Origin of the sequence: Streptococcus gallinaceus, from assembly GCF_040545695.1 — a bacterium.
GTDB lineage: Bacteria > Bacillota > Bacilli > Lactobacillales > Streptococcaceae > Streptococcus > Streptococcus gallinaceus.
Window position 1 is genome coordinate 1 of sequence record NZ_JBEPMK010000002.1, and the last position, 20,953, is coordinate 20,953.

The following is a 20,953-nucleotide window of genomic DNA, read 5'->3' on the forward strand; positions in this document are numbered from 1 at the left end:
GTGGTATCAATTGGGGTTTCAAACTCTACTTTAGTTCCATCTGGAAGTTCTGGTAGGTTCGCAATTGAATCTTCTGCCTTAGGTGTTTCCCCAATATTAACTGTTTGGTCTTTAGCCTTAGGCTCGTTCTTATCAGCGTCCGTTAATTTCTTAACTGTAAACTTGAACTCTTCTGTAATTGGTTTGCCATTAGCCCCCATAACTGGTTTACCATCTTTACCAAGAACAGCCACAGTAACAGTTGATTTACCTTCTTTTGTTGGTGTACCAGTGATTTGACCTGTTGCTGAATCGTAAGTTACACCATCTGGAAGGCCTATTACAGTAACAGAACCATCTGTTGGCACTTTTTCAACTTTCACAGTAATTGGTGTAATAGCTTCTCCGACAGTACCTGTTTGGTCATCAATTGGTGTGATAACGGAAGCTGCTGAATTTGGATCTTTAGAGTTTGTTCCATCAGCTTTTTCAGTATCATCCGGAATACCATCTCCGTCATCGTCTGGATCTGTCACATCTGGTATACCATCGCCATCCGTATCACGTTGAACAGTGATTGTAAAAGTTTTTTCAACAGTACCTGTTGCATCTGTCACTTTGACAGTAGCTGGGAAGTCGCGTGTTTCCTCAGTAGCTGTCCAATCTGTTAACTTAGTTGGTGTACCAGTGACTTGACCTGTTGCTGGGTCATAAGTTAAACCGTCTGGAAGACCGGAAACCTCAACTTTAGCATTCTTATCATCGCTTGTTACCGTAACAGGAATCGGAGCGATTGGTTGACCTTCTGTAACAGTTGCATTGTCAACCGCTACGGATGTCTTAGTGGCTGTTTTAGGGTTTTTATCATCCACATCTGGAATACCGTCACCATCATCATCCGGATCGGTTACATCTGGCATACCATTTCCATCAGTGTCCAACTGAAACTTAGCAGTAACCTTATCTTCTGATTTATCTGGATAAGTAACGATTACTGGTACTTCAATTTCTTCTGCTGTCGTACCGTCTGGTTTTTCTGGAGCTGTTACGGTTACTGTACCAGTAATTTTATCAATGTCAACTGTATATCCATCTGGTACTTTAAAGTTTTCATCAATCTTGTACTCTGTACCATTTGGCGCTGTTTTACCTTCGCCGTAGCTTGGAGTTGATTTTGCTGGTTTCCCTGGAACGACCATCGTATCTTTGTATGAAGGATTATTCTTTTCTGCTTCAGATTCTTTGATAGTTACTGTAACATCAACAGTATCTGTTGTTCCATCTGGATAGGTGACAACAACTGGTACTTTAAATTCCCCTTTGGTCATACCATCTGGAATCACTGCATCCTCTTTAATCTGCAGTGTCGGTTGGTCTTTAACCTCTTTAGGATAATCAGTTGTTACTTTTGATGTAATTTCATCAACTGACGGTGCTTGACCAAATGGTTTTTCTAATTTTCCACCTGTCGCTGTGTATGTTGTTGTCGCATCATCTTTAACGTTTACAGTAGCAAAAGTATAGGCTTTGGAATCACCTGGATAAGTTACTTCTACTGGTACTACATATGTGCCTTTCTTAGTAAGAGCTTCCCCTTTTACAACAACTACTCCAGTTGTAGGGTCAATCGTTACCATACTTGGGTCAACAGGTATTGCTCCCTCAGGATAAGAGGTTTTAACCGAATCTGGAACTTGACCTGCAACAGTTGTGAATTTTGTTCCTTCCGATGGCGTTGTATCATTGCCATCTTTGTCTTTAAAGGTTGGTTTAGCTGGCTCAGAATCCTTAGCTACAACACCATCTACTGGTTTATACTCGATAAATACAGCAATAAAGGAATCTAATGCTAAAGCGTTATCTAAGCTCTTTGTATTTTGACCTTGTTCAAATAGACCCAATGTAAAGTTTGTTGTCTTAGTGATATCATTTGGTACTGTAAACTTCTCAGGTGTCGCTGTTCCTTCAACGCTTGATTGAATAGTTTGAGGTTCACCTATTGCAACACCGTCTCTGAACCATTGCACTTGGTATTCACGTGTTGGCAACAAACCGCCTACTGTTGAATTGGTGACATTACCAGAGACTGCTACTTTATTCGTAGTATCATAATCAATAATATCAAGCATTGGTTGAGGTGCTAAAATAGCAAAGTTCAAGCTAGTAATATTAGTTCCAGACCCTGCAACTACATTTGTAAATAAATTATTCGGATTACCAAACATAGCTTTAGGAAAAGCCGGACTCCAAATATTATAATTAGATAAAATAGGAGATACATATAGGTAGTCCACATTAATATGTCTATGTTTTTGACCAATGGTACCATTCCACTTAAGAAGACTACTATTATCTACATCTTCATCTCTAACAACCTTACCAAATTCTTCGTCTGTAATTGTGTGAGAAACTTTTAAACCACTATTTGCTTTATAAGCACTGACACCATATAAACCTCTAAACGGAATGCTATAATTTCCATTTTTATCAACTGTCGTTATGACTGTCTCCGCAATATGAGAACCAAGCCCATGTTGGGCCTGGTATTCTGTAAAGACTCTTTCTTGTTCAGCCTTAAAGTCTTCAATAGTATATCCTGGATGGTCTTTCTTCCACTGATCAAGTAAGCGAGTTACTTCATCATTTAAATAAGAAGCGGCTACTTTCACACCATTTGCTGGGACGTCATTCCCATCTTTGATCCATTGATTGGCAAGCGTCCCTGGTCCATCACCATTATCAAACCAAGCAATACCACTTACTCTACCGTAGATTCCTCTATCATGCCAAGTACCATCTGCAGTATCGGGAGTTTGTACCTCTGTTTCTGGCTTAGTTAGCCAATCTTGACTTAACTTTTTCTCTTGGAGAATAACTTGGGAATTTACAATTTTATTTACCCCCGCAGTAAAATCCCAAGATTCATTTTTACGATTCAAACGAGTGTGGAAGCCATAAATCTTATCCCCTGCTTGAATAATATCATACTTACTAGAATCAGGATTTTCAATCCAGGTTCTTACTGCGAAATTACCATCTCCTGCTAATTGAAAATGATGTTCTTCGCCATTAGGATCAACTTCCGGTTTAGATAAGTCAAACGCAAAGGTTCCATCCGCTAATGTAGTAGTATAGTAAACTTTTGAAACATAGCCTTTTCCGTTTACCCATTGCAAGTAAACGTTAACACCAGCTAGTGGAATATCATCTGAAGCTTGCCCATCAATGCTACCTCCATTATCTACCCAAGCTTTACCCGAATAAGTTTGTTTAGCTGAAGAATCTCCGGGGCTATATATCGCATCTTTTTGTACTCTCTTCTGAAGCTCTTCGGATACTTCGCTTACCCTATTTTTGTCAATATTAGCTTTTTCAATTGTACTATCTACAGAACGTGTTGTAATTGCAGGAGATACAGTTACGTTTTTTTCACTGGCTGTCTCTTCTAAATCAGCAATTTTATCTGTATCTTTTGATGAACTATTCGAGTCTATGTTGGCACTAGGCTCAGGAACCGTACCTCCATCGTCAGTATTGACATTTTCTGTGTAATCTGCCAATGCTTCGACTTCTGATTCGGTTGTTTTGTCTACTGACGCTATTGCATCTGTCGCTAATTCTGATTTTGCTAGTTTTACTTCATCTGATACTACCCCTGCTGGTGCTGATTGTTTAGGCTCAATCCCCATAGATGTTGTCTCAGCAGCAAGAACAGTTGTCCCACCCATTCCTAGAAATGCTAATCCAACCAGTACCGATGCAGCACCAAATTTGAATTTCTTAATCGAAAAACGCTGTTCCGTATGTGCGACATCATAATTTCTTTGCTTATACTTCCTAAGCATAACTTATCTCCTTTTCAAAAGCAAAAATAGATTAACTATAAAAGTTATCTACTGTATTTTACTTTTTTAAAGGTTTGGGTAGTTTACATTATCTTGATAAATGTGAACTATTATTTGAATTTGTATTGTATAATCACATTCGATAAGATTTATGAAGGTGATAATACGTTGGAGAGTTCAGATAACACTAATTTAAAATTTTTAAAAGCTTTCTCTGAATTATTAGAAACGAAAAGCTTTGAACAAATTACAGTTAGCGATTTAGCAAAAAAAGCTCAACTTAGCTCAACTTAGTAGAAGAGCTTTCTATAATCATTTCAATTCAAAAGAAGACTTCCTTATGGAGTCTATTTTAATAATTTTTGATGATATCACAAAAATTTTAAATAATGATTTATTATATGAAGAAGTAATCCTAAAGGAAATGCTTAGCTACATGTATACAAACAAAGAAATTATTAAGTCCTTTGTTTGTTTTTTTCCAAATATTGACAACATAATTAAAGACTATATCAAAGGAATGATTATACATTCCGATATACCAGACTTACAGAAACAACTCGAAACAGCATATCAAATTCCATATTCTTTCGCTCTTGATATTTATATCTCAACAATTGAAAGTATCATTTTAAATTGGATAGATAATAATTTTACTGAAAGTCCTGAAAAAATAGCAAAATATATCACATCTGTCGTGAGAATTTAACATTTATAAAAGTTAGAAAAATAAAACCAATACTTCATTTTCTCATCTAATACTTTATTAAAAAAAGACGATAGTTTTTTCTTCTATCGCCTTTGGTGAACATTTTATGAAATTTTTTAAAGTTAAAAAATATAATTTATAACACTATTTTCTTCCATTTTCTGATTTTAGTTCGGAAAGTTCCAAAAGGTGCAACAGTATTTACATGAATAAATTTATACACTTCCCAAGTCGCTGTTTTAGTCGCTTCATCAGCCCACTTTCTCATATGCGGTTCAAATAATTCCTCATCACTCAACGAATTAATCATTATATAGATAGAATTAATATTTTCATTTAATTTTGCTTTCAACTCTTGCAGAGATAAATGAGTATAGGTATCCGTGAAACACTGATATAATTCACCAAGCTGATTCCATTTAAATTCATCCGATGGTGTTTTTACTTGAAGCCCCTTTCTTTCATCTTCTTCCCATTTAAGAACCAAACTTGTCCATCCAACCTGATATGAAAGATTTTCTGCTGGAGTTCTATCAACTTCATCAACTCTCTTGTCCTTTAAATTTTCTGGAATATTATCAAATTCTGAAATATATTTCTCAAATGTTTTCTCTATTTCAGCTTTTAGTTCTTCTTTATTTTCGTATGTTCGCAAAAAAAATTACCTCCATTCTGATTTATCAGTACTCTAAATTAAACAGATTTTATTTTCTCCTTTACCTCTTCAAAAAATATTATATTTCTATACCTTTTACGAATAAAGCTTTTAAAAGGCGGTGACTATTCTCAGCAATATTCTGTTTGTAAACAAGATTATATCTATTAAATTCTACAAACTCTCTTCGTTTCTATTATTATACTATTTTTCTCTAAATTTTAAAATAAGGATATTATTTTACTGATTTAAAAATACTAGCTTTAAAATACATAGTATCAACATATAGAACTCAAACTTCAACGACCATCTAGGTAATAATGTAGGGGATATGTTTATTTCCACATACCCTCAGGGGTTGTGGAAATAGATTGAGAACCTATCACGCTAGGTGGATAGTGCCATTCAGACACTTATCTTTTTGTCCTGTGTTACCTACATCTCTTCAATTAGTAAGCGAGCAACTTCTCTAGGTGACCAAGGATTCTGCCCAGTAATGATACGACTATCTGAAACAGCATGTGATTTGAAAAATCTTCTTTTTTTATAGTTTGCTCCCCTATTTTTCATCTCTTGCTCTGTTGAAAAGGGGACTTTTGTATATTTTTGACTAAGAAATTCCTCTGTGTTCGTAAAGCCAGTTACGAGTTTATTCTTTATTAAAAATTCCCCTGTTTCTAATTTCAAGTTTAATAGGCCTACCACACCATGACAAACGGCAGTTACAAAACCACCTTGATTGTAAATATCCATTGCTAATTGTTGTATTTCTGTATTATCTGGAAAATCCCATAGCACACCGTGCCCTCCAGTATAATAGATAGCAAAATAATCATCAGGGTCAATGCCAGTAGGTTTTAAAGATTCCGCTAATGCTCTGGTGATAAAGGTCTTATCTGAATACCACTTGTAATCCACCTTATCCATAAATTTCATTGAATAAGGATCCAATGGCACGTAACCACCTAAAGGAGAAATAAAGTCTGCTTCAATACCGTACTTTTGTATTTCATCATAAAAGTGAGTTAACTCACTTAACCACAAACCTGTTGGAATATCGTGTTTGTCATACCTTTCTGTATTTGTTAGTACAATTAAAATTTTTTTCATATTACTCTCCTTCATTATTTACTAACGTTCGCAACGAAGCCAGTAATTCTTCCAGATGATTCAGTGCGGCATTTAATGATAATCGGTAATATTTTTTTGTTCCTCTCTTGGTTGAAACAACTAAGCCACTCTGCGTTAATAATTTTAAATGATGTGAGACCGCTGGCATGGACAAATTGGACAGTTCCACTAACTCAGTTACATTTAATTCTTTATGTTTCACGATATTGATAATTAACGCTTGTCTCTGCTCATCTTTTAACATCTCAAAAACAGGTACACACTTATTAAAAATTTCAATACTACATTTTGTTTCCATTTTAATTCTCCTTTTTTGCTCTTTGTGGCGATAATACTGCCAAACCTTGATGAATAACAGCATGAAATAACGGTTTCCAAGCATTCGTTGTCGTTTTAGTCTTTTTCCCTTGGCCAATTTTTTGCATCAACATTTGATAGTATACCAAACCAATTAACGAGCCTACTTTTTTATCTAGTTTTTTAAATCCTGTCGTTAATCGTTTTGTTTGAATAGAAGAAACGTGTTGTGCTTCTATTAAATTAGGCAATTTAGGTTCAAGTGCCAATGGTCTGGCTAAGCCAATAAAATCTGAAAAACCATCATTAATCAGTTCTACCATCGATTCTACCGTACGAATGCCGCCTGTTACAATAACTGGCGTTTGAATCAGATGTTTAATTTTTTTACTGTACTCAGCAAATATGACCTGATTATTTTTTTGTTCTTGTGACATTTTAGGATTTTCATAGCTACCACCTGAAATTTCTACAAAATCAATACCCAGCGCATCCATCTCTTGAATCACATATAGAGAGTCTTCTTCACTAAACCCACCTTCTTTAAAATCAGAAGAGTTTATTTTTAAGCCAATGGGGTAACTCTCTCCCACCTTTTCTCGCATGGCCAAGTAAATTTCTTTTAGAAATCGCATTCGATTATCTAAATTACCTCCGTATTCATCTGTCCGTCTATTATCATACGGAGATAAAAATTGACTAATAAGATATCCATGTGCCGCATGTATCTCAACTCCATCGAAACCTGCTTCTTGACTCACTTTTGCAGCTACGGCAAATTGCTGAATTATTTTCTTAATTTCGGAAATCGTTAATGCTCTAGGAGGGTTGAACATCTTGCCGATTTCTCCTTCAATTGGAATGTCACTAGGTGCAACAGGTATTTTAGAAACTGTTTTTGGCGCTTGTTTCCCAGGATGGTTAATTTGAACAACAATCTTAGTCTCGTTCATTTGTCCAGCTTTAGCCCACGCTTTCAACAACTCTTTATCAGCGTGTTCATTAAAAACAATATTTCCCGGTTCCGCTAAATAATTTGAATCAACCATGACATTTCCCGTAATAATGAGTCCTGTTCCCCCATTTGACCACGTTTTATATAAACGAATAACCTCTTTTTTCGGTTGAAAGTGTTTATCTCCCATCGCTTCGTTCATAGCAGCTTTAACGAAACGATTTTTTATCATAACTCCGTTTTTTATTGTTTGTTTTGTAAATAGAAGTTTCTCCATTTTTAATCTCTAGCCTCTCTTTTTTACATTTCATACTTTTAAATATTTAAAAGTATTATAGTTTATCTGGAGAGATGTGTCAACAAAAACACTCCCTCTTTTTTCAATTTACATGGGACAATGAACAAGGCGATATAAGGCAATAGAGTTTTATATACACAGTATGGTATACTTTTTCTAAAATAAACAACCCTATCAACTCCACCCTACTTCAACACTCCTATCAACTCAACACCCATTTCAAATTCAATAGTCTCCCCAAAACAAAAAGTTCCCAAGCATCATTCTAAATAGAACAACACTTGGAAATCCTTTATTTATCAGCATATTTACTGAATCCGCCCTATTTTCTAATCAACAATGCTACGCACTCCACGTGCGTTGTCTTTTGATTGGGAACATAATTTTTTATCCTCGTCATTCTTGTAGGAACACAATTTATTAATGTCATTGTCTTTGGCATTTTTTCTTTTATCTTTAAAGTTATTAGAATCTTGACTATCTTTAACTCCTGTTTTGAAATAGAATGTTAAATCATAAGGATGAACTGTTCCGTCTTTATCAATTCTACCCACTACGACTTTATCAACTATGCTTTCAAATACTGTTCTATTAAATTCCTCTATAATTTCTTTGTTTTCTAAGGTCTTTTTAAATTGCTTTAGTCTTTCTTTAATAGAGTTTTCATCTTTGATAGTTAGCTCTAGTGTTTTCTTTTCATCAAGTAATTCTTCTTTTTGTTTTGTAAGTTTTTTATACTTTTTAGCATAAACTTCTTCGTCTATACTATCTTCTAAATGAAGATCAACTAACTTTCTTTCTTGACTAATGATTCTGTTTAATTGGTTTTCTAACTTTTTCAAATCTTTGACTAAAGATTCATCATTTATTTCTTCTTCAACAATTTTTAAAAAGTCATCTATTACAGTTGAATCTGCATGGCATAATTGCCTATAGCTTTCAACAAATGCTTTTTCTATTGCTGCTTCTTGTATTCCTTTTGAATGAGGGCAATATTTTTTACCTTTTTTAGTTGACCTTACACATTGCCAGTTAATTTTTTTATAAATTGAACTAGTGTGCCATGTTCTTCTTGAAAGTATTTCACCACAAAATCCACATTCCAGCATACTTGAAAAAGCGTATTGTCTTGATAGTTTTTCTCTTTTTCTATTTTTATTAGCAATGGTATTTCTGTTTTGTGCTCTTCTGAGTCTAATCTCCTGTGCCTTTTCAAAATCTTCTCTTGATATAATTGGCTCATGATGATTTTCAATGTGATATTTATCAGATTCACCAAAGTTTGCTAGTCTTCTTTTTGTTATGGGATCAACTGTAAAAGTCTTTCCCATTAGTATATCGCCAATATACTTTTCATTTTTAATTATTCCTAACACTGTAGTGTCAGACCATTTTGTTTTACCTCTAGGAGTGAGATATCCTTGCTCTTCTAGTTCCCTACCAATGACTGAGCCACCATTGCCCTCTAAATATCTTTTAAAGATGTATCTAACAATCTTAGCTTCTTCTTCATTTATAGATATACTTTTTGTTGTGGGGTCATAATCATATCCAAGGCAACCTTGAAAACCAATAAGTTCCCCTTTTTCCATTTTCATTTTCAGTCCTTTTTTTACATGGGCTGAGGTATTTTCTACTTCTTGTTGAGCTACTGAACTTAATATTGTTAATAGTAACTCTCCATCCATTGTCAAAGTATCTATATTTTCTTCTTCAAATACTACACCAACATTATTTTCTTTTAGGAGTCTTACATACTTTAAGGTATCTAATGTGTTTCTAGCAAATCTTGATATAGATTTAGTAATTATCATATCTATATCTCCATTTTGGCAATCACTTATTAGTCTCATAAAATCTGCTCTTTTAGTAGCAGTTGTTCCTGTTGTTGCTTCATCTGCATATATACCAGCCAAAGTCCAGTTCTTATTATTTTTTATTAAATTTGTGTAATAATCAACTTGCGATTTATATGATTCAAGTTGGTCTTTACTATCTGTACTTACTCGACAATATGCTGCAACTCGTTTTAAATCTAAATGTAGTGCATTTCTATTTCTTGCTCCTGTATTTGAAGCTTTTATTAATTTTACTTTAGTATTCATTCTACCTCCTTCCCATTTTGTATCTTTCTACAGTGTTATTATATCACAAGTTTAACTACTTTCTATCTCTCTTCTTATAATCATTTTCTATTCTATTTTTTATTTTTGTATATTCCTTATCATTAATTAATTTAAGATCATAAAGTCTACATAACATAGCAACTCTCATGCTATAAACTTTTATTGCTTTCATAATAACCTCCTATGTAAATTTAAGTTTTTTGACATTGACAAGTGCCTTGGATTAGCAACATAGGAATCTCACCTCCGCCTCTGTTCAGGATGAGCCGGCTTCAACCTTAGAAGTATCATTATCCTCATTTTCTTCATAGCAAATAGGGTATCCCTCCCATATTCAAACTCTTACTTATCGCTCCCTTTCTTCTTCCCTTGCTTTTAGCTTAGCAGTACTTATTTTTCCGAATTATTCAGCAGAAAGATCTTGGCGGATAGGTTATCACGCTCCAAAAATGATTAATGTCTTGTCTTGGTCTATTCAATTGTTAAGGTTCAAAATTTATCGAGAGCTATTAATCTTTTTAATATTTGACCATCAGAAAATACTTATCTTGATGAAACAAAATTGTTTAAAATTACCCTCTTATACTTAACAGTGAAAAGAAGTCTTTCTTGGTAACCAATTTTCAAAAATAAATTTGGTTAAATAAAAAGGTCCAATTCCCACTGTATAAGTAACAGTGAAAATTAGACCCACTTTATAACTGTCATCTAAAAGTCTTCTAACATTTTCTTTAATTTTTCTAAGACTTTATTACGCCTTTTAATAACGGCTGGATGAGAAATATTCAGTTTGGCAGCTACTTCTCTTATTGTTTCTTCTTTATAAAAGAGGCTTTCTATTAGCTCCCTTTCAGCAGGATTGAGTTTAGAAATAGCTCTTCTTACTTCTTCAATCATTTCCTTTGTTTCGATAATTTTTTCAACATCAAATTCCAGATCTTCTAAATTTTCTTCGAAATTTCCATCATGATCATAGGAACAAAAAAAGAAACAGTTATTTAACCTGTCTCTTCTTATTTGATATTTCTCTTTATTCAGTTCACTATGATAGGCAAGATATACTTCCTTGCTTACAACTACTTTCTTTCCTTCTACAAATAAATAATATTCTTTGTCCATTAATTTTTCCTCCTTGTTGACACGAATTTCTTTTGTTTGAAAATGAAATTCACACAAGGAGGACTTCTAATTCTTTGCATATAAACTCCTGGGCATAAAAAAAGACCGAAAGAAAATAAATTCTTTCAGTCAATGAATGCCAATATTAAATTTAGGTGCTAATCACCCATCATGGATATTATATATGCACTTAAGTACACATAAAATTCGTATATGGTACTTTTTTCATTCGGAAATAGTACGCAATCAGTTCGTCATAATTTAATTTTTTAAATGTTCATTATATCATCAATGCTACGACCATCTTCAAGTTGACTAATAGCAGTCGGTAAAGTATATCCCCAAATTATTACACCAACCAATGCAATTGCTTCCTTCTTTCTTTGATAATAAACAGTTCTCTCTAAAGATACGCTTCTCATACAAGCTTCATCAGTAATCTTTTTTTCAGAAATGTAGTAGTTATAAATAATTTTATGATAGATTTCTCCATACTCTGGATAAACTTTTAGCCTCACACAGGCATCATAAATTATTAAAAGCATAAGCTTGCTATCCATTACATTGGATACTCTGTTATTAAACTTTTCTTCAACTTTTTCTGGAGCAAATGTAGAAAGATACAAGTAAGCAGATTCTGAAGTTGAACCATAGTTTTCTTTACTCTCAAACATCATAAAATTTGCCCTGCTATCTACTGCCCAGGTAACTTGTCTATATAAACTTAAAATAAGTTTTGCAGCTGAACTAATCTCTTCAAATTTCAAGTTGCTATCTGCATACATGTTCATTATATTCTTTAAAGTTTTACTTATTCTCAATCTAATCACCCCAATACAACTTATTTACAAACTTGAATGTTTGTGCTATAATATGAACATAAGTTCAGTTTGCATTATATCTCAAACTGTAAAATAATTCAAGCACTATTGTTCGTATTAGAAGTTATAAATGCACATTAGTTCAGGAGGTTAAAATTATGGCTTTTGCGGATAGATTAAAGGAATTTCGTGAAAAAGAAAATTTAAGTCAAGCAGATTTTGCAAAAATGATAGGAATAAGTACAAGAACTCTTGTACATTATGAAGACGGAGAAAGATACCCAAGAGATGTCGAGGTTTACAAAAAAATAGCTGAGGTTATGAACTGCGATTACAATTATCTTTTAGAAGAAAGTGACGAGTTTTTAAATAGAGTTTATAACATGGGTGGCAAAAAAGAATTAGAAAAAGCTAGAGCATTAACAGAAGGTCTAAGTTCTTTATTTGCTGGTGGAGAAATTTCTGACGAAGATAAAGATGCTGCTTTTGAAGCTATTACTCGTGCTTATTGGGAGGCTAAAAGAGAAAACAAGAAATATGGTCGTAAGAAAAAAGATTAGGTGATTTTATGAGTATGAATCGCTATATATATGATAAGGTTAATCGACTTATAAAAAAATATAAGACACGAGATCCTGTCGAATTAATAAAGGCTTTGAATATTAACCTGATATATCTACCTGAAACAAAAATACTTTTAGGAATGTACCATTATATTCAAAGGAACAGATTTATTTTTATCAGTAGCAACACAAATTTTAATAGAAATACGATATTAGCACACGAATTAGGTCACGATCAATTACACAGAGATTATTGTATGAGTGGTGGAGCTTTTCATGACCAAACAGTGCTAAACCCTACAAATAAATTTGAAACTGAAGCTAATATTTTTGCAGCTCATTTATTAATTAGTGATGAAGATGTCTTCGATAATATCAATGATCAAGTTTGTGATTATGAAATCGCTGGAAAATTAGGTGTAGATATAAATTTGCTAAATCTAAAAATTTCTGAGTTAGCAAAAATGGGCAAATTTAATAAACCAATTAATGTTAATACTCCTAAGGGAGATTTTCTTAAGAACTACCGCCCTGAACATGATGATTATTATTAGGAGACTCTATGGGAATTTTTATTGCAGGATATATTTTATTAATCCTTTCTGGAATAGTTTTCTACTATCTCATCTCTACTTACTCTGTAAAAATCTCAGCATTTTTAATTGATTTTATAGTTGTAGGTTTAGGATTTTATATATCCATAAAAGATAAACTAGATAACAAATTGGCTATTCCCCTTTCAATTACAGTAGTAATTATTTATGGAATATTGCTAGTTTTAATAAATCAAAAGCTACCAAAAATCAGTAAACTTTTCAACTATATAATTGCTTTTATAGGATCATCAGTTTCCCTATGGTTGGCACTAGATTTGATTACAAGCACACTAACCGCTTTTAAAATAATAGGTCAAACTTATCATCAATTACCAATAACAAAAAGTATGATGCTAAATTCTTTTATACATTATGTAATTGTATTCTTGATTAGTATTCCAGTGTTTAAAGGTAGAATGAAATTTATACTTGGAGAAACAAATTAGTAATTTAAATGTATTAAATTTTCGAAACAATTTTGACAGTTTTTAAATTTAATTTATTGTTATAATCTCTTTAGGAAGAAAAACTTAAAAAATATAGGAGATTATATGATTGATTTGAACAAGGTAAAAGAAAATTTGAACAACAAAGATATTGATTTTTATGTAGAAACATATTTGGATATTTCAAGTCAGTTTGAAAATTTTGAAGATGAATGGCTAGATGGTAAAATAGAAGATAAATATTTTAATCAAATTCTTGATATGCACGATTATTTAGCTGGTTATATAGCAAATTACTTCATTCAAAAATATTACATTAAGGATAATAAACATGATTAAACAAGATTGGGAATTATTGAAAGAAATCAGAAAAGTTAAAAAATTGAGTGAGGAAGAACAACAAGAATATTGGACTAATAAATTTGATAAATTAGATTCATCAGACGATTTAAAAATTAGAAATTCTTTTAAAGCACTTAAAGAAGGAAATTATATTACAGTATTTTGGGCAGACAATATCCCCTACCACTTAAATCTTACAAATAAAGGAACTTCTTACAATCATTTTATTTCTAGGATAAGAAGTCATAGTTATATATTGAAGTGGATACTCGGCATAATTGGCACGGTTATTGGAGCTATTATAATTTCAAAATTAGGTTTTTAGACATAAAATTAAATATACGCTTAACGCTTATAACTTTAATAGCAAGCACAGTAAGTGTACGGACACTTACGAAAAAATTAATGGAGCAGACCTTTACGGAATGTTCCATTTTTTTTAATTTTTACCTTGTTAGGGAGAACCCTAAGACCCCGAAATATATTTTATAAAGGAGAATAAAATGGCAAATAGATTTAGAAATGAAAGAATAGAAATAAAACTTACTAAAGAAGAAAAAGAAGTTTTTGAAAAGAAAATGAAACTTGCTAATTGCAAAACTATGTCCCATTTTCTTAGGAAATGTGTATTAGAAAAAGAAATTTATGTTGTAGATTTAGAGCCATTTAGAAACCTGCAATGGCTACTTTCAAATGCAACAAATAATATAAATCAGATTGCAAAGGCTACTAATACAACTGGCATTATTTACAAAAATGAAATCGACTCAATGAATAAACAGATAGAAAAATTATCAAAAGAAATATGGCAGATTCATTCCCTACTTCTTAATAAATCGAAAGAAAGTTCTGGTGATTAGTATGGCAATTACAAAAATACATCCTATAAAATCAACTCTAAATTTGGCAATAGATTATATAACTAAGAGTGAAAAAACTGATGAAAAAGTCTTGGTATCTTCATTCAAATGTCATCCATCTACTGCCCATATTCAATTTTTGAAAACTCGAAAAGATAATGATACTAAGGGTACAGTTTTGGCTAGACATTTAATCCAATCTTTTCTACCAGGAGAGGTTGATCCTATAAAAGCTCATGAAATTGGAATGGAATTATGTAAAAAAATTTTAAAAGAAGATTATGAATTTGTTCTTGCAACTCATATAGATAGAGGGCATATCCATAACCATATTATTTTTAATAATGTTAATTATAAGACTGGTAAATGCTACCAATCTAACAAAAAATCTTACCACAAAATCAGATATCAAAGTGATGAATTATGTAAAGAAAATAAGCTTTCAGTCATTGACGAATATTATGAAGCTTACAAAAGAAAATATAAAACTGCTGGTAAATCTTGGTACGAATATGACCAAAAAAAGAAAGGAAATTCTTGGAAGTCTAAACTGCAATTTGATATAGATAGAATGATTAATAAGTCTAACTCGTGGGAAGAATTTTTAGAAAATATGAAATCTCTTGATTATGAAATTAAGTTTGGCAAACACATTGCTTTTCGCCATAAAGATAAGCAAAGATTTACAAGAGCAAAGACTATCGGAGAAGATTATACTGAAGAAAAAATCAAAGAAAGAATAGATTTAGCTATTAAAAATAAAGCTAATCCTATTAAAAAACGTGTAGGAAATATTATTGATATATCTACTAATGAAAAAGCTCAATCCTCAAAAGGTTATGAAGTTTGGGCAAGAAAACACAATATCAAAACAATGGCTGATTCAATAATTAATCTTAGAGAACAAGGAATTAATTCAATTACTCAACTCGATGATCTAATCAAAAAATCTGCTGATGATAGACAAGACTTGTTAGATAAAATAAAGAAAATTGAAACTGAAATGAAAAGTTTATCCCAGGATATGGAAAATATAAATACTATAAATAAGTATCGTGAAATCTATAAATACCACAAGAAAAATCCTGATGATAAACAATTTGAAGAAGAATATTATAGCGAACTTTCCGTCTACAAAATAGCCGCTAAGGAAATCTTAGAAAGTTATAAAAAACTACCAAACACAAAAGAAATATTTACCAAACTCGATAAATTGCAAGAAAAAAAGAACACCCTTATGCAAGAGTATTCTTTGAATAAAGAACAATTTTCTGATCTTGTTCAATATAGGAAAAACTATGAAAATTATTATGGAAAGGAGGTTGAGAGGTAAGTTAATTTACTACCTCTTCAAATGAATTAACAAAAAAATCACTTTTCCAAAGCTTCCTTATAGATTAAAATTTTATGTTTAAATGAGTCTATTCCACCTTCCATGTGATTTATTATTTCTTTTTTTATAGCTACTTCACCAGGATAGCCTTGATTTTTCACCCATCCATGTACTCCATCAGAATCCATTACTAACACACAGTCTGACATTGCATTAGTTACAATTGTTGCACTATGAGTTGCAATTATAACTTGTCTATCATTTTTAGTTTTCCTTAGCTGCTGAACAAGATTTTTATAAATATATCTACTATCTAAATTATCCTCTGGTTGATCAATAACAATCGGCCTGAAATCATTGTTATATTTCCCATATCCTAATATAAAGTCTAACATTGCTACGACTTTTTGACCTAATGATAAGTTTTTTATATCTTTATAAATTTCTTGAAGATTTTTATTGTCTTCTCTACTATTAATATTAAATAAGATAGTGTATTCTTCAAGTTCTCTAAAGTATTTTTTAAAATATCCAATCCATTTATCTATATTCTTATCGTCAGTTGCATATATCAATAAATCTGATATTAATGTCTTAGCAATATCAGCATTAATAATTGTTTTATTGGAATCTATAACTTTAAAACTACTTCCTTCCGTGAATTCTAAAAACTCTTTAGGATTTATCCAAGAAGAATCCTTATTTATTGAGGATTTCAAAAAATAAATCAATCCTTTTTTATCTATTATATAAAATATAAACCCCTCTAAATTTTCTCTCTTAATATTGTATCTATTAACAATACTTGAAAATTTACTACTATAAATTTCTTCTATAGGGTACTCGAGCACTAAATCATTTTGAATATAATCGATTTTTAATGTTCCTTTTTGAGTTTCATTAAAAGGAGCTAATACTTTTTTTACATCTTCTCTTCTATTTTTTAAAATACTTTCTATATCTCTTAGAAATCTATATAAACCTGATTTTGCTTTGATTTTTATTTTATTTTCAAATGGTTCTAACTCTTTATTTTTAAACATCAAATCATAAATAAACCTGTTAATTTCATCTCCACTTGCATATCTAACAAGATCATTAACAGAATATCTATTATCATAAAGTTCTGATAAGACTTTTGTTTTATTACGTACTTTTTCGATATTACTAATATCCATCTCTTTAACATTACTACAAGTTACCTTATATACGTTCAAATACTTTTTAAGCATGTATTTTTTAATTCTATCTTTATTAAAATAATATCTTCTTCCATATTTATAAGGTCGTTCATCTTCAAATCGGCTTAAAATATTATCATCATCTTCTTTATAAGGACTTATAAACTCAACAATATATTCATCTCTATCACATTGAAATAATAAATATACGTTGCCATGATTACAAATAAAATCTAAAAGATTCTCATCATGAACACTTTGTGTCATTACAAAATCAATTGTTTCAAGAACAGTACTCTTGCCAGTTCCTCTTCCCCCTATCAAGCAATTTAAAGAATCCGAAAATTTTAAAGTAAAATCTCCATCTTTCTTTTTATTAGATAAAAAACCAGATTCTTCAAACATTACATATAAGCCTTCAATATAAACTTTATTTTTATTGATGTTCTCATAACTTACAGAAATATCAAAATCAATTAAAGCTTCTTTTAGCATTTGAAAGTTAATATAACTTCCTTTAATCCAAAAAAAATTATCCATCAAAGAATCTATAGAGTGGGAGTCATTGTCAATTAAAAAATTCACATCTTCTCTATAATTTTTTAAAAATTTTTTTGCACCGTTAATCTGATTCTTGTTTTTTAATCCTACAATTCTAGTATTTTCACTTGAAAATAATTTCTTTTTATATGCTCCACTTAAAAATTTATCTTTATTTATATTGGACGAATAAATATGTGCGATATAAGTTATCGCTCCTAAACTTGTAAAAAAATCCATTACTTCTAAGCTAGTAACATATACGCCATCTTTTTCAGAAATTAATTTTTCATCTAACCATTTAATAACTTCCTCTTCTTTCTTTTTATTTCCATCTAATATTGCTACTACATGAAGCTTATCAGCGCATGATATTTCTATTCCTCGAAACAGTATTGTTTCAACATTATAGTTAGATTTTAACTTTTTTAGATGATGTATACATATTTTTAATTTGTCTATCCCCTCAAATGTATTATGGTCTGTAACAACAGCAATCTCATATTGGTTTATTAATAATTCATTAGCTAACAATAAAAAAGCATATATTTCCTTTTTACTTTCAAAAATATCAAAATCTTTGCAAAATTTCACATCTCTTTTCCCATTTATAAGAGGAATTATATTTCTTTCATAAATTATATCTTCTAATTCTTTCTCACTTATTTTTTTATAGCCATTTGTTCCTAAACTATCAATAAATCTATAATCATGAGAAGCTGGCGTATGGACATGGAATATTGACTTCCTAGGAAAACCAAAATTATCTCTAGTACTCTTGATATGTTTATATGCTTTTATTACTTCATCATAAGTTCTTGTATCTTCAGTCATATTCCTCCTTAGTCATCCTATTTTTGTACTTATTTTTAAATCTGATATTCAATTCAATCTTAAATAAAATATTTACATTGATATTTGTTTAACCATTATTTAGATTTATTTCATGTCAATATAAATTTATGAATACATCAAATTATTTACTATTTATAGAACATCTAAAGTAAAGTATTTTTTAAAATGTTCTGAACTATTATTCTTATCAAAACAATCATATAAGATTTTAATAATTGTTTTTTTACCTACTCCAGTAAGATCAGCATCCATATCTTCAATTTCGTGAGAATTAACGTCAAATAATTTTTTAGCACCAGCTATACCACTATAAAATTTTGTCTTACTTATGGAGTTAAAATTGGTAAAAGTATCAACTATTCTCCTAGCTATATTACATAATAAACCCGCTCGTCCCTTATCAGAAATATATACAAATTCGAGATCTTGCCATAAAGCTTCATAATTAGATTTAAAATCTTCGTCTTTATTTTTAATTAATCTAATATTGGTATTTTCTCCATTCGATACAAAACGTAAAAATTGGTATTTTTTGTATTTTTCTTTAAGATAACCCGTTAGATTTAAATAAAAGTGGTGATTGTGAGTCATTATGATTAATTGTTCTATATTATCGTTCTTATTTGATTTATTTATTAATTTGATTAATTCTTCTATCATAATATATTGCATGTTATTATCATTTGAAGTCATAGGGTCATCAAAAACAATAATCTTTTTGTCAACTAATCCTTGTTCGTTAATTTCTTCTAATTTTTTTAAAAAATATAAAAAAGCAATGATGTTCTTTTCGCCCATAGATAATTGCTTAACATCTCTAATCTCATCTGTGTATTTACACTGTATTCTATAATAACCATACTGATCATGTTTATAATGTATAAGCTTAAAATTAACATATATATTTAAAAGTTTGTTTATTTCCGTGGCTAATTTTTCTTCATTTTTACTTTTTGATTTTAGCTCTAGTTTTTTTGATCTTAGTTGCTCTATATTTGATTTTAATTTATTTACCTCTATTTCAACATTATTTAATTGTTCTTTTGAATTTTCATAATCATTCTTTAATCTTGTTAATTCATCTAATTTTTCTGAATAATTATATTGTAAAATACTATTTTTAACCTCATCAAATCTCAATCGGTTTTTAGCTTCACTTTTTTTAATTCCTAAATCACTTTTATTGTTTTTTTGAGATAATTCTAGATATTTGATATTTACATCTTCAAAATTTTTAGGTGGTATTATATTAAGTTCATTAACTTTTTCAAATAAATTTTTTTGCTTATCTGAAATAGATTTTCTTAGCAATTCAAGAAACTCTAAGTTTTTAGACTTTGTTTCATTAAAATTTAATTCCAGTTCTCTAAATTCAGTATGAAGCGATTCATAAAAATTATTTATATTTAAATCGAGATTTTCAATCGTGGTTTTTATAGAAGTTAATAAATTAAATTCATCTTGTAATTGTTTTTCAAAGTTTTTTATATCTTCTGCTGAAAAATATTTGTCCAATTGTTCAAAACATTCATCTGAAATTTCATTTCCACAAAAGCTACATTTATCTCCTTTTTTGTGAATTTGCAATCCTTTTTTAGCAAAATCTCTCTTTTCTACATTGTTATCTAGTCTAGATATTTTGACAGATTCTTCAACAGTTTTGGATAATAAATCATTAACTTCACTTAATATTTCAAGTGGATTTATTTCTGGAAAATTGATTGTAGGTGCAATTTTTTCTTCTGAAATTATAAGTTTATTTAATCTCTCTATTTCATCCTCTGACAAACTATTAGCTTGTTCTATTTCTAGTTTGAAATCATTTTTATTATAATTTGTCTTTGAAATTTTAGGTTCTATATTTTTTATTCTAGATGCTTCTTGGGAATAAAAATCTTCTATTTTTCTATCAAATTTTTCATATTGTATCTTACAACTAGTCATTTTATGATACAAATTATCTTCATCATGATTTGATTTGTCAATTAATCTTTCGACTTCAGATTTTTTAGTATCTATTTGACTTATCTCATAATCTATATTTTTCACTTCTTTATCAATTTCTACATTTTGTTCTCCCAGAACAACTGCATTCATTTCTTCATTGTCATTCACTACGCTATCAAATCCTTGAAAAACTCTAATATCATAATTTGTCAAAGAATTTTTTAGATGGTTTGTTAATGTGCTTTTGCCAGTTCCATTGTTTCCAAAAATAAAGCAAGTTTTTTTATTAATATCAATACTATCCTCATCAAAAATATTAATATCTCTTAAATCAATTATCATATATTAACCACCT

The 20,953-nt window shown here is 30.5% G+C and carries 18 protein-coding genes and 1 pseudogene; 8 read left to right on the top strand and 11 right to left on the bottom strand.

Annotation, left to right across the window (positions count from 1 at the left end; genetic code table 11):
• The coding region (locus ABID27_RS02275) for a YPDG domain-containing protein (protein ID WP_354279956.1) at window positions 1–3,824 on the bottom strand (3,824 nt) is incomplete at its 3' end.
• A gap of 168 nt (window positions 3,825–3,992) precedes the next feature.
• Here ABID27_RS02275 and ABID27_RS02280 point away from each other — a divergent pair.
• Window positions 3,993–4,533 (top strand): annotated as a pseudogene (locus ABID27_RS02280) (TetR/AcrR family transcriptional regulator).
• 136 nt (window positions 4,534–4,669) lie between these two features.
• Here ABID27_RS02280 and ABID27_RS02285 read toward each other — a convergent pair.
• From ABID27_RS02285 to ABID27_RS02320, 8 genes are all read right to left on the bottom strand, one after another.
• Window positions 4,670–5,188, bottom strand: coding sequence for a ClbS/DfsB family four-helix bundle protein (locus ABID27_RS02285; RefSeq protein WP_354279958.1), 519 nt, complete (start codon window positions 5,186–5,188; stop codon window positions 4,670–4,672).
• A gap of 435 nt (window positions 5,189–5,623) precedes the next feature.
• Window positions 5,624–6,298: a type 1 glutamine amidotransferase domain-containing protein gene (locus ABID27_RS02290; RefSeq protein ID WP_253364027.1), complete on the bottom strand. Its 675-nt coding sequence runs from the start codon at window positions 6,296–6,298 to the stop codon at window positions 5,624–5,626.
• Between the two features lies 1 nt (window position 6,299).
• Window positions 6,300–6,617: an ArsR/SmtB family transcription factor gene (locus tag ABID27_RS02295; protein ID WP_253364026.1), complete on the bottom strand. Its 318-nt coding sequence runs from the start codon at window positions 6,615–6,617 to the stop codon at window positions 6,300–6,302.
• 1 nt (window position 6,618) lies between these two features.
• Window positions 6,619–7,848: an NADH:flavin oxidoreductase/NADH oxidase family protein gene (locus ABID27_RS02300; RefSeq protein WP_354279961.1), complete on the bottom strand. Its 1,230-nt coding sequence runs from the start codon at window positions 7,846–7,848 to the stop codon at window positions 6,619–6,621.
• Between the two features lie 350 nt (window positions 7,849–8,198).
• A complete protein-coding gene (locus ABID27_RS02305; protein WP_354279963.1) occupies window positions 8,199–9,974 on the bottom strand; it encodes a recombinase family protein in 1,776 nt (591 codons plus the stop codon).
• Between the two features lie 55 nt (window positions 9,975–10,029).
• On the bottom strand, window positions 10,030–10,167 hold the full coding sequence (locus ABID27_RS02310; RefSeq protein WP_162832783.1) for a hypothetical protein: 138 nt from the start codon (window positions 10,165–10,167) through the stop codon (window positions 10,030–10,032).
• A 536-nt stretch (window positions 10,168–10,703) separates the two neighbouring features.
• Window positions 10,704–11,114, bottom strand: a complete 411-nt coding sequence (locus ABID27_RS02315; protein WP_354279965.1) for a sigma-70 family RNA polymerase sigma factor — start codon at window positions 11,112–11,114, stop codon at window positions 10,704–10,706.
• A 269-nt stretch (window positions 11,115–11,383) separates the two neighbouring features.
• Window positions 11,384–11,899: a hypothetical protein gene (locus tag ABID27_RS02320; protein ID WP_350338483.1), complete on the bottom strand. Its 516-nt coding sequence runs from the start codon at window positions 11,897–11,899 to the stop codon at window positions 11,384–11,386.
• A 194-nt stretch (window positions 11,900–12,093) separates the two neighbouring features.
• Here ABID27_RS02320 and ABID27_RS02325 point away from each other — a divergent pair, with 194 nt between their 5' ends.
• The 7 genes from ABID27_RS02325 (at window position 12,094) to ABID27_RS02355 (ending at window position 16,075) form a co-directional block, all read left to right on the top strand.
• A complete protein-coding gene (locus tag ABID27_RS02325) occupies window positions 12,094–12,495 on the top strand; it encodes a helix-turn-helix domain-containing protein (RefSeq protein WP_354279967.1) in 402 nt (133 codons plus the stop codon).
• Window positions 12,496–12,503: 8 nt separating this feature from the next.
• The gene (locus ABID27_RS02330) at window positions 12,504–13,052 is read left to right on the top strand and encodes an ImmA/IrrE family metallo-endopeptidase (protein ID WP_354279969.1); all 549 of its coding nucleotides are present in this window, start codon (window positions 12,504–12,506) and stop codon (window positions 13,050–13,052) included.
• A gap of 8 nt (window positions 13,053–13,060) precedes the next feature.
• Window positions 13,061–13,540, top strand: a complete 480-nt coding sequence (locus ABID27_RS02335) for a hypothetical protein (RefSeq protein ID WP_354279971.1) — start codon at window positions 13,061–13,063, stop codon at window positions 13,538–13,540.
• Between the two features lie 105 nt (window positions 13,541–13,645).
• On the top strand, window positions 13,646–13,879 hold the full coding sequence (locus tag ABID27_RS02340; RefSeq protein ID WP_354279973.1) for a hypothetical protein: 234 nt from the start codon (window positions 13,646–13,648) through the stop codon (window positions 13,877–13,879).
• Window positions 13,872–14,207, top strand: coding sequence for a hypothetical protein (locus tag ABID27_RS02345; RefSeq protein WP_354279975.1), 336 nt, complete (start codon window positions 13,872–13,874; stop codon window positions 14,205–14,207). The genes ABID27_RS02340 and ABID27_RS02345 overlap by 8 nt, the downstream gene beginning before the upstream one ends.
• Window positions 14,208–14,385: 178 nt before the next feature.
• On the top strand, window positions 14,386–14,742 hold the full coding sequence (locus ABID27_RS02350) for a plasmid mobilization protein (protein WP_354279977.1): 357 nt from the start codon (window positions 14,386–14,388) through the stop codon (window positions 14,740–14,742).
• A 1-nt stretch (window position 14,743) separates the two neighbouring features.
• Window positions 14,744–16,075, top strand: coding sequence for a relaxase/mobilization nuclease domain-containing protein (locus tag ABID27_RS02355; RefSeq protein WP_354279979.1), 1,332 nt, complete (start codon window positions 14,744–14,746; stop codon window positions 16,073–16,075).
• Between the two features lie 38 nt (window positions 16,076–16,113).
• On the opposite strand, the gene ABID27_RS02360 is transcribed toward ABID27_RS02355, so the two are convergent.
• Complete coding sequence (locus ABID27_RS02360) at window positions 16,114–18,630, bottom strand: Spaf_1101 family AAA-like ATPase (RefSeq protein WP_354279981.1); 2,517 nt, start codon at window positions 18,628–18,630, stop codon at window positions 16,114–16,116.
• Window positions 18,631–18,783: 153 nt separating this feature from the next.
• Window positions 18,784–20,940: an AAA family ATPase gene (locus ABID27_RS02365; protein ID WP_354279983.1), complete on the bottom strand. Its 2,157-nt coding sequence runs from the start codon at window positions 20,938–20,940 to the stop codon at window positions 18,784–18,786.
• Between the last annotated feature and the right edge of the window lie 13 nt (window positions 20,941–20,953).

Bases quoted from the DNA above. Each gene is read 5' to 3' on its own strand.
- ABID27_RS02320 (WP_350338483.1), bottom strand. From the start codon at position 11,899: ATGTATGCAGATAGCAACTTGAAATTTGAAGAGATTAGTTCAGCTGCA.
- ABID27_RS02360 (WP_354279981.1), bottom strand. From the start codon at position 18,630: ATGACTGAAGATACAAGAACTTATGATGAAGTAATAAAAGCATATAAA.
- ABID27_RS02355 (WP_354279979.1), top strand. From the start codon at position 14,744: ATGGCAATTACAAAAATACATCCTATAAAATCAACTCTAAATTTGGCA.
- ABID27_RS02335 (WP_354279971.1), top strand. From the start codon at position 13,061: ATGGGAATTTTTATTGCAGGATATATTTTATTAATCCTTTCTGGAATA.
- ABID27_RS02295 (WP_253364026.1), bottom strand. From the start codon at position 6,617: ATGGAAACAAAATGTAGTATTGAAATTTTTAATAAGTGTGTACCTGTT.
- ABID27_RS02310 (WP_162832783.1), bottom strand. From the start codon at position 10,167: ATGAAAGCAATAAAAGTTTATAGCATGAGAGTTGCTATGTTATGTAGA.
- ABID27_RS02290 (WP_253364027.1), bottom strand. From the start codon at position 6,298: ATGAAAAAAATTTTAATTGTACTAACAAATACAGAAAGGTATGACAAA.
- ABID27_RS02305 (WP_354279963.1), bottom strand. From the start codon at position 9,974: ATGAATACTAAAGTAAAATTAATAAAAGCTTCAAATACAGGAGCAAGA.
- ABID27_RS02340 (WP_354279973.1), top strand. From the start codon at position 13,646: ATGATTGATTTGAACAAGGTAAAAGAAAATTTGAACAACAAAGATATT.
- ABID27_RS02345 (WP_354279975.1), top strand. From the start codon at position 13,872: ATGATTAAACAAGATTGGGAATTATTGAAAGAAATCAGAAAAGTTAAA.
- ABID27_RS02325 (WP_354279967.1), top strand. From the start codon at position 12,094: ATGGCTTTTGCGGATAGATTAAAGGAATTTCGTGAAAAAGAAAATTTA.
- ABID27_RS02330 (WP_354279969.1), top strand. From the start codon at position 12,504: ATGAGTATGAATCGCTATATATATGATAAGGTTAATCGACTTATAAAA.
- ABID27_RS02365 (WP_354279983.1), bottom strand. From the start codon at position 20,940: ATGATAATTGATTTAAGAGATATTAATATTTTTGATGAGGATAGTATT.
- ABID27_RS02350 (WP_354279977.1), top strand. From the start codon at position 14,386: ATGGCAAATAGATTTAGAAATGAAAGAATAGAAATAAAACTTACTAAA.
- ABID27_RS02315 (WP_354279965.1), bottom strand. From the start codon at position 11,114: ATGGACAAAGAATATTATTTATTTGTAGAAGGAAAGAAAGTAGTTGTA.
- ABID27_RS02300 (WP_354279961.1), bottom strand. From the start codon at position 7,848: ATGGAGAAACTTCTATTTACAAAACAAACAATAAAAAACGGAGTTATG.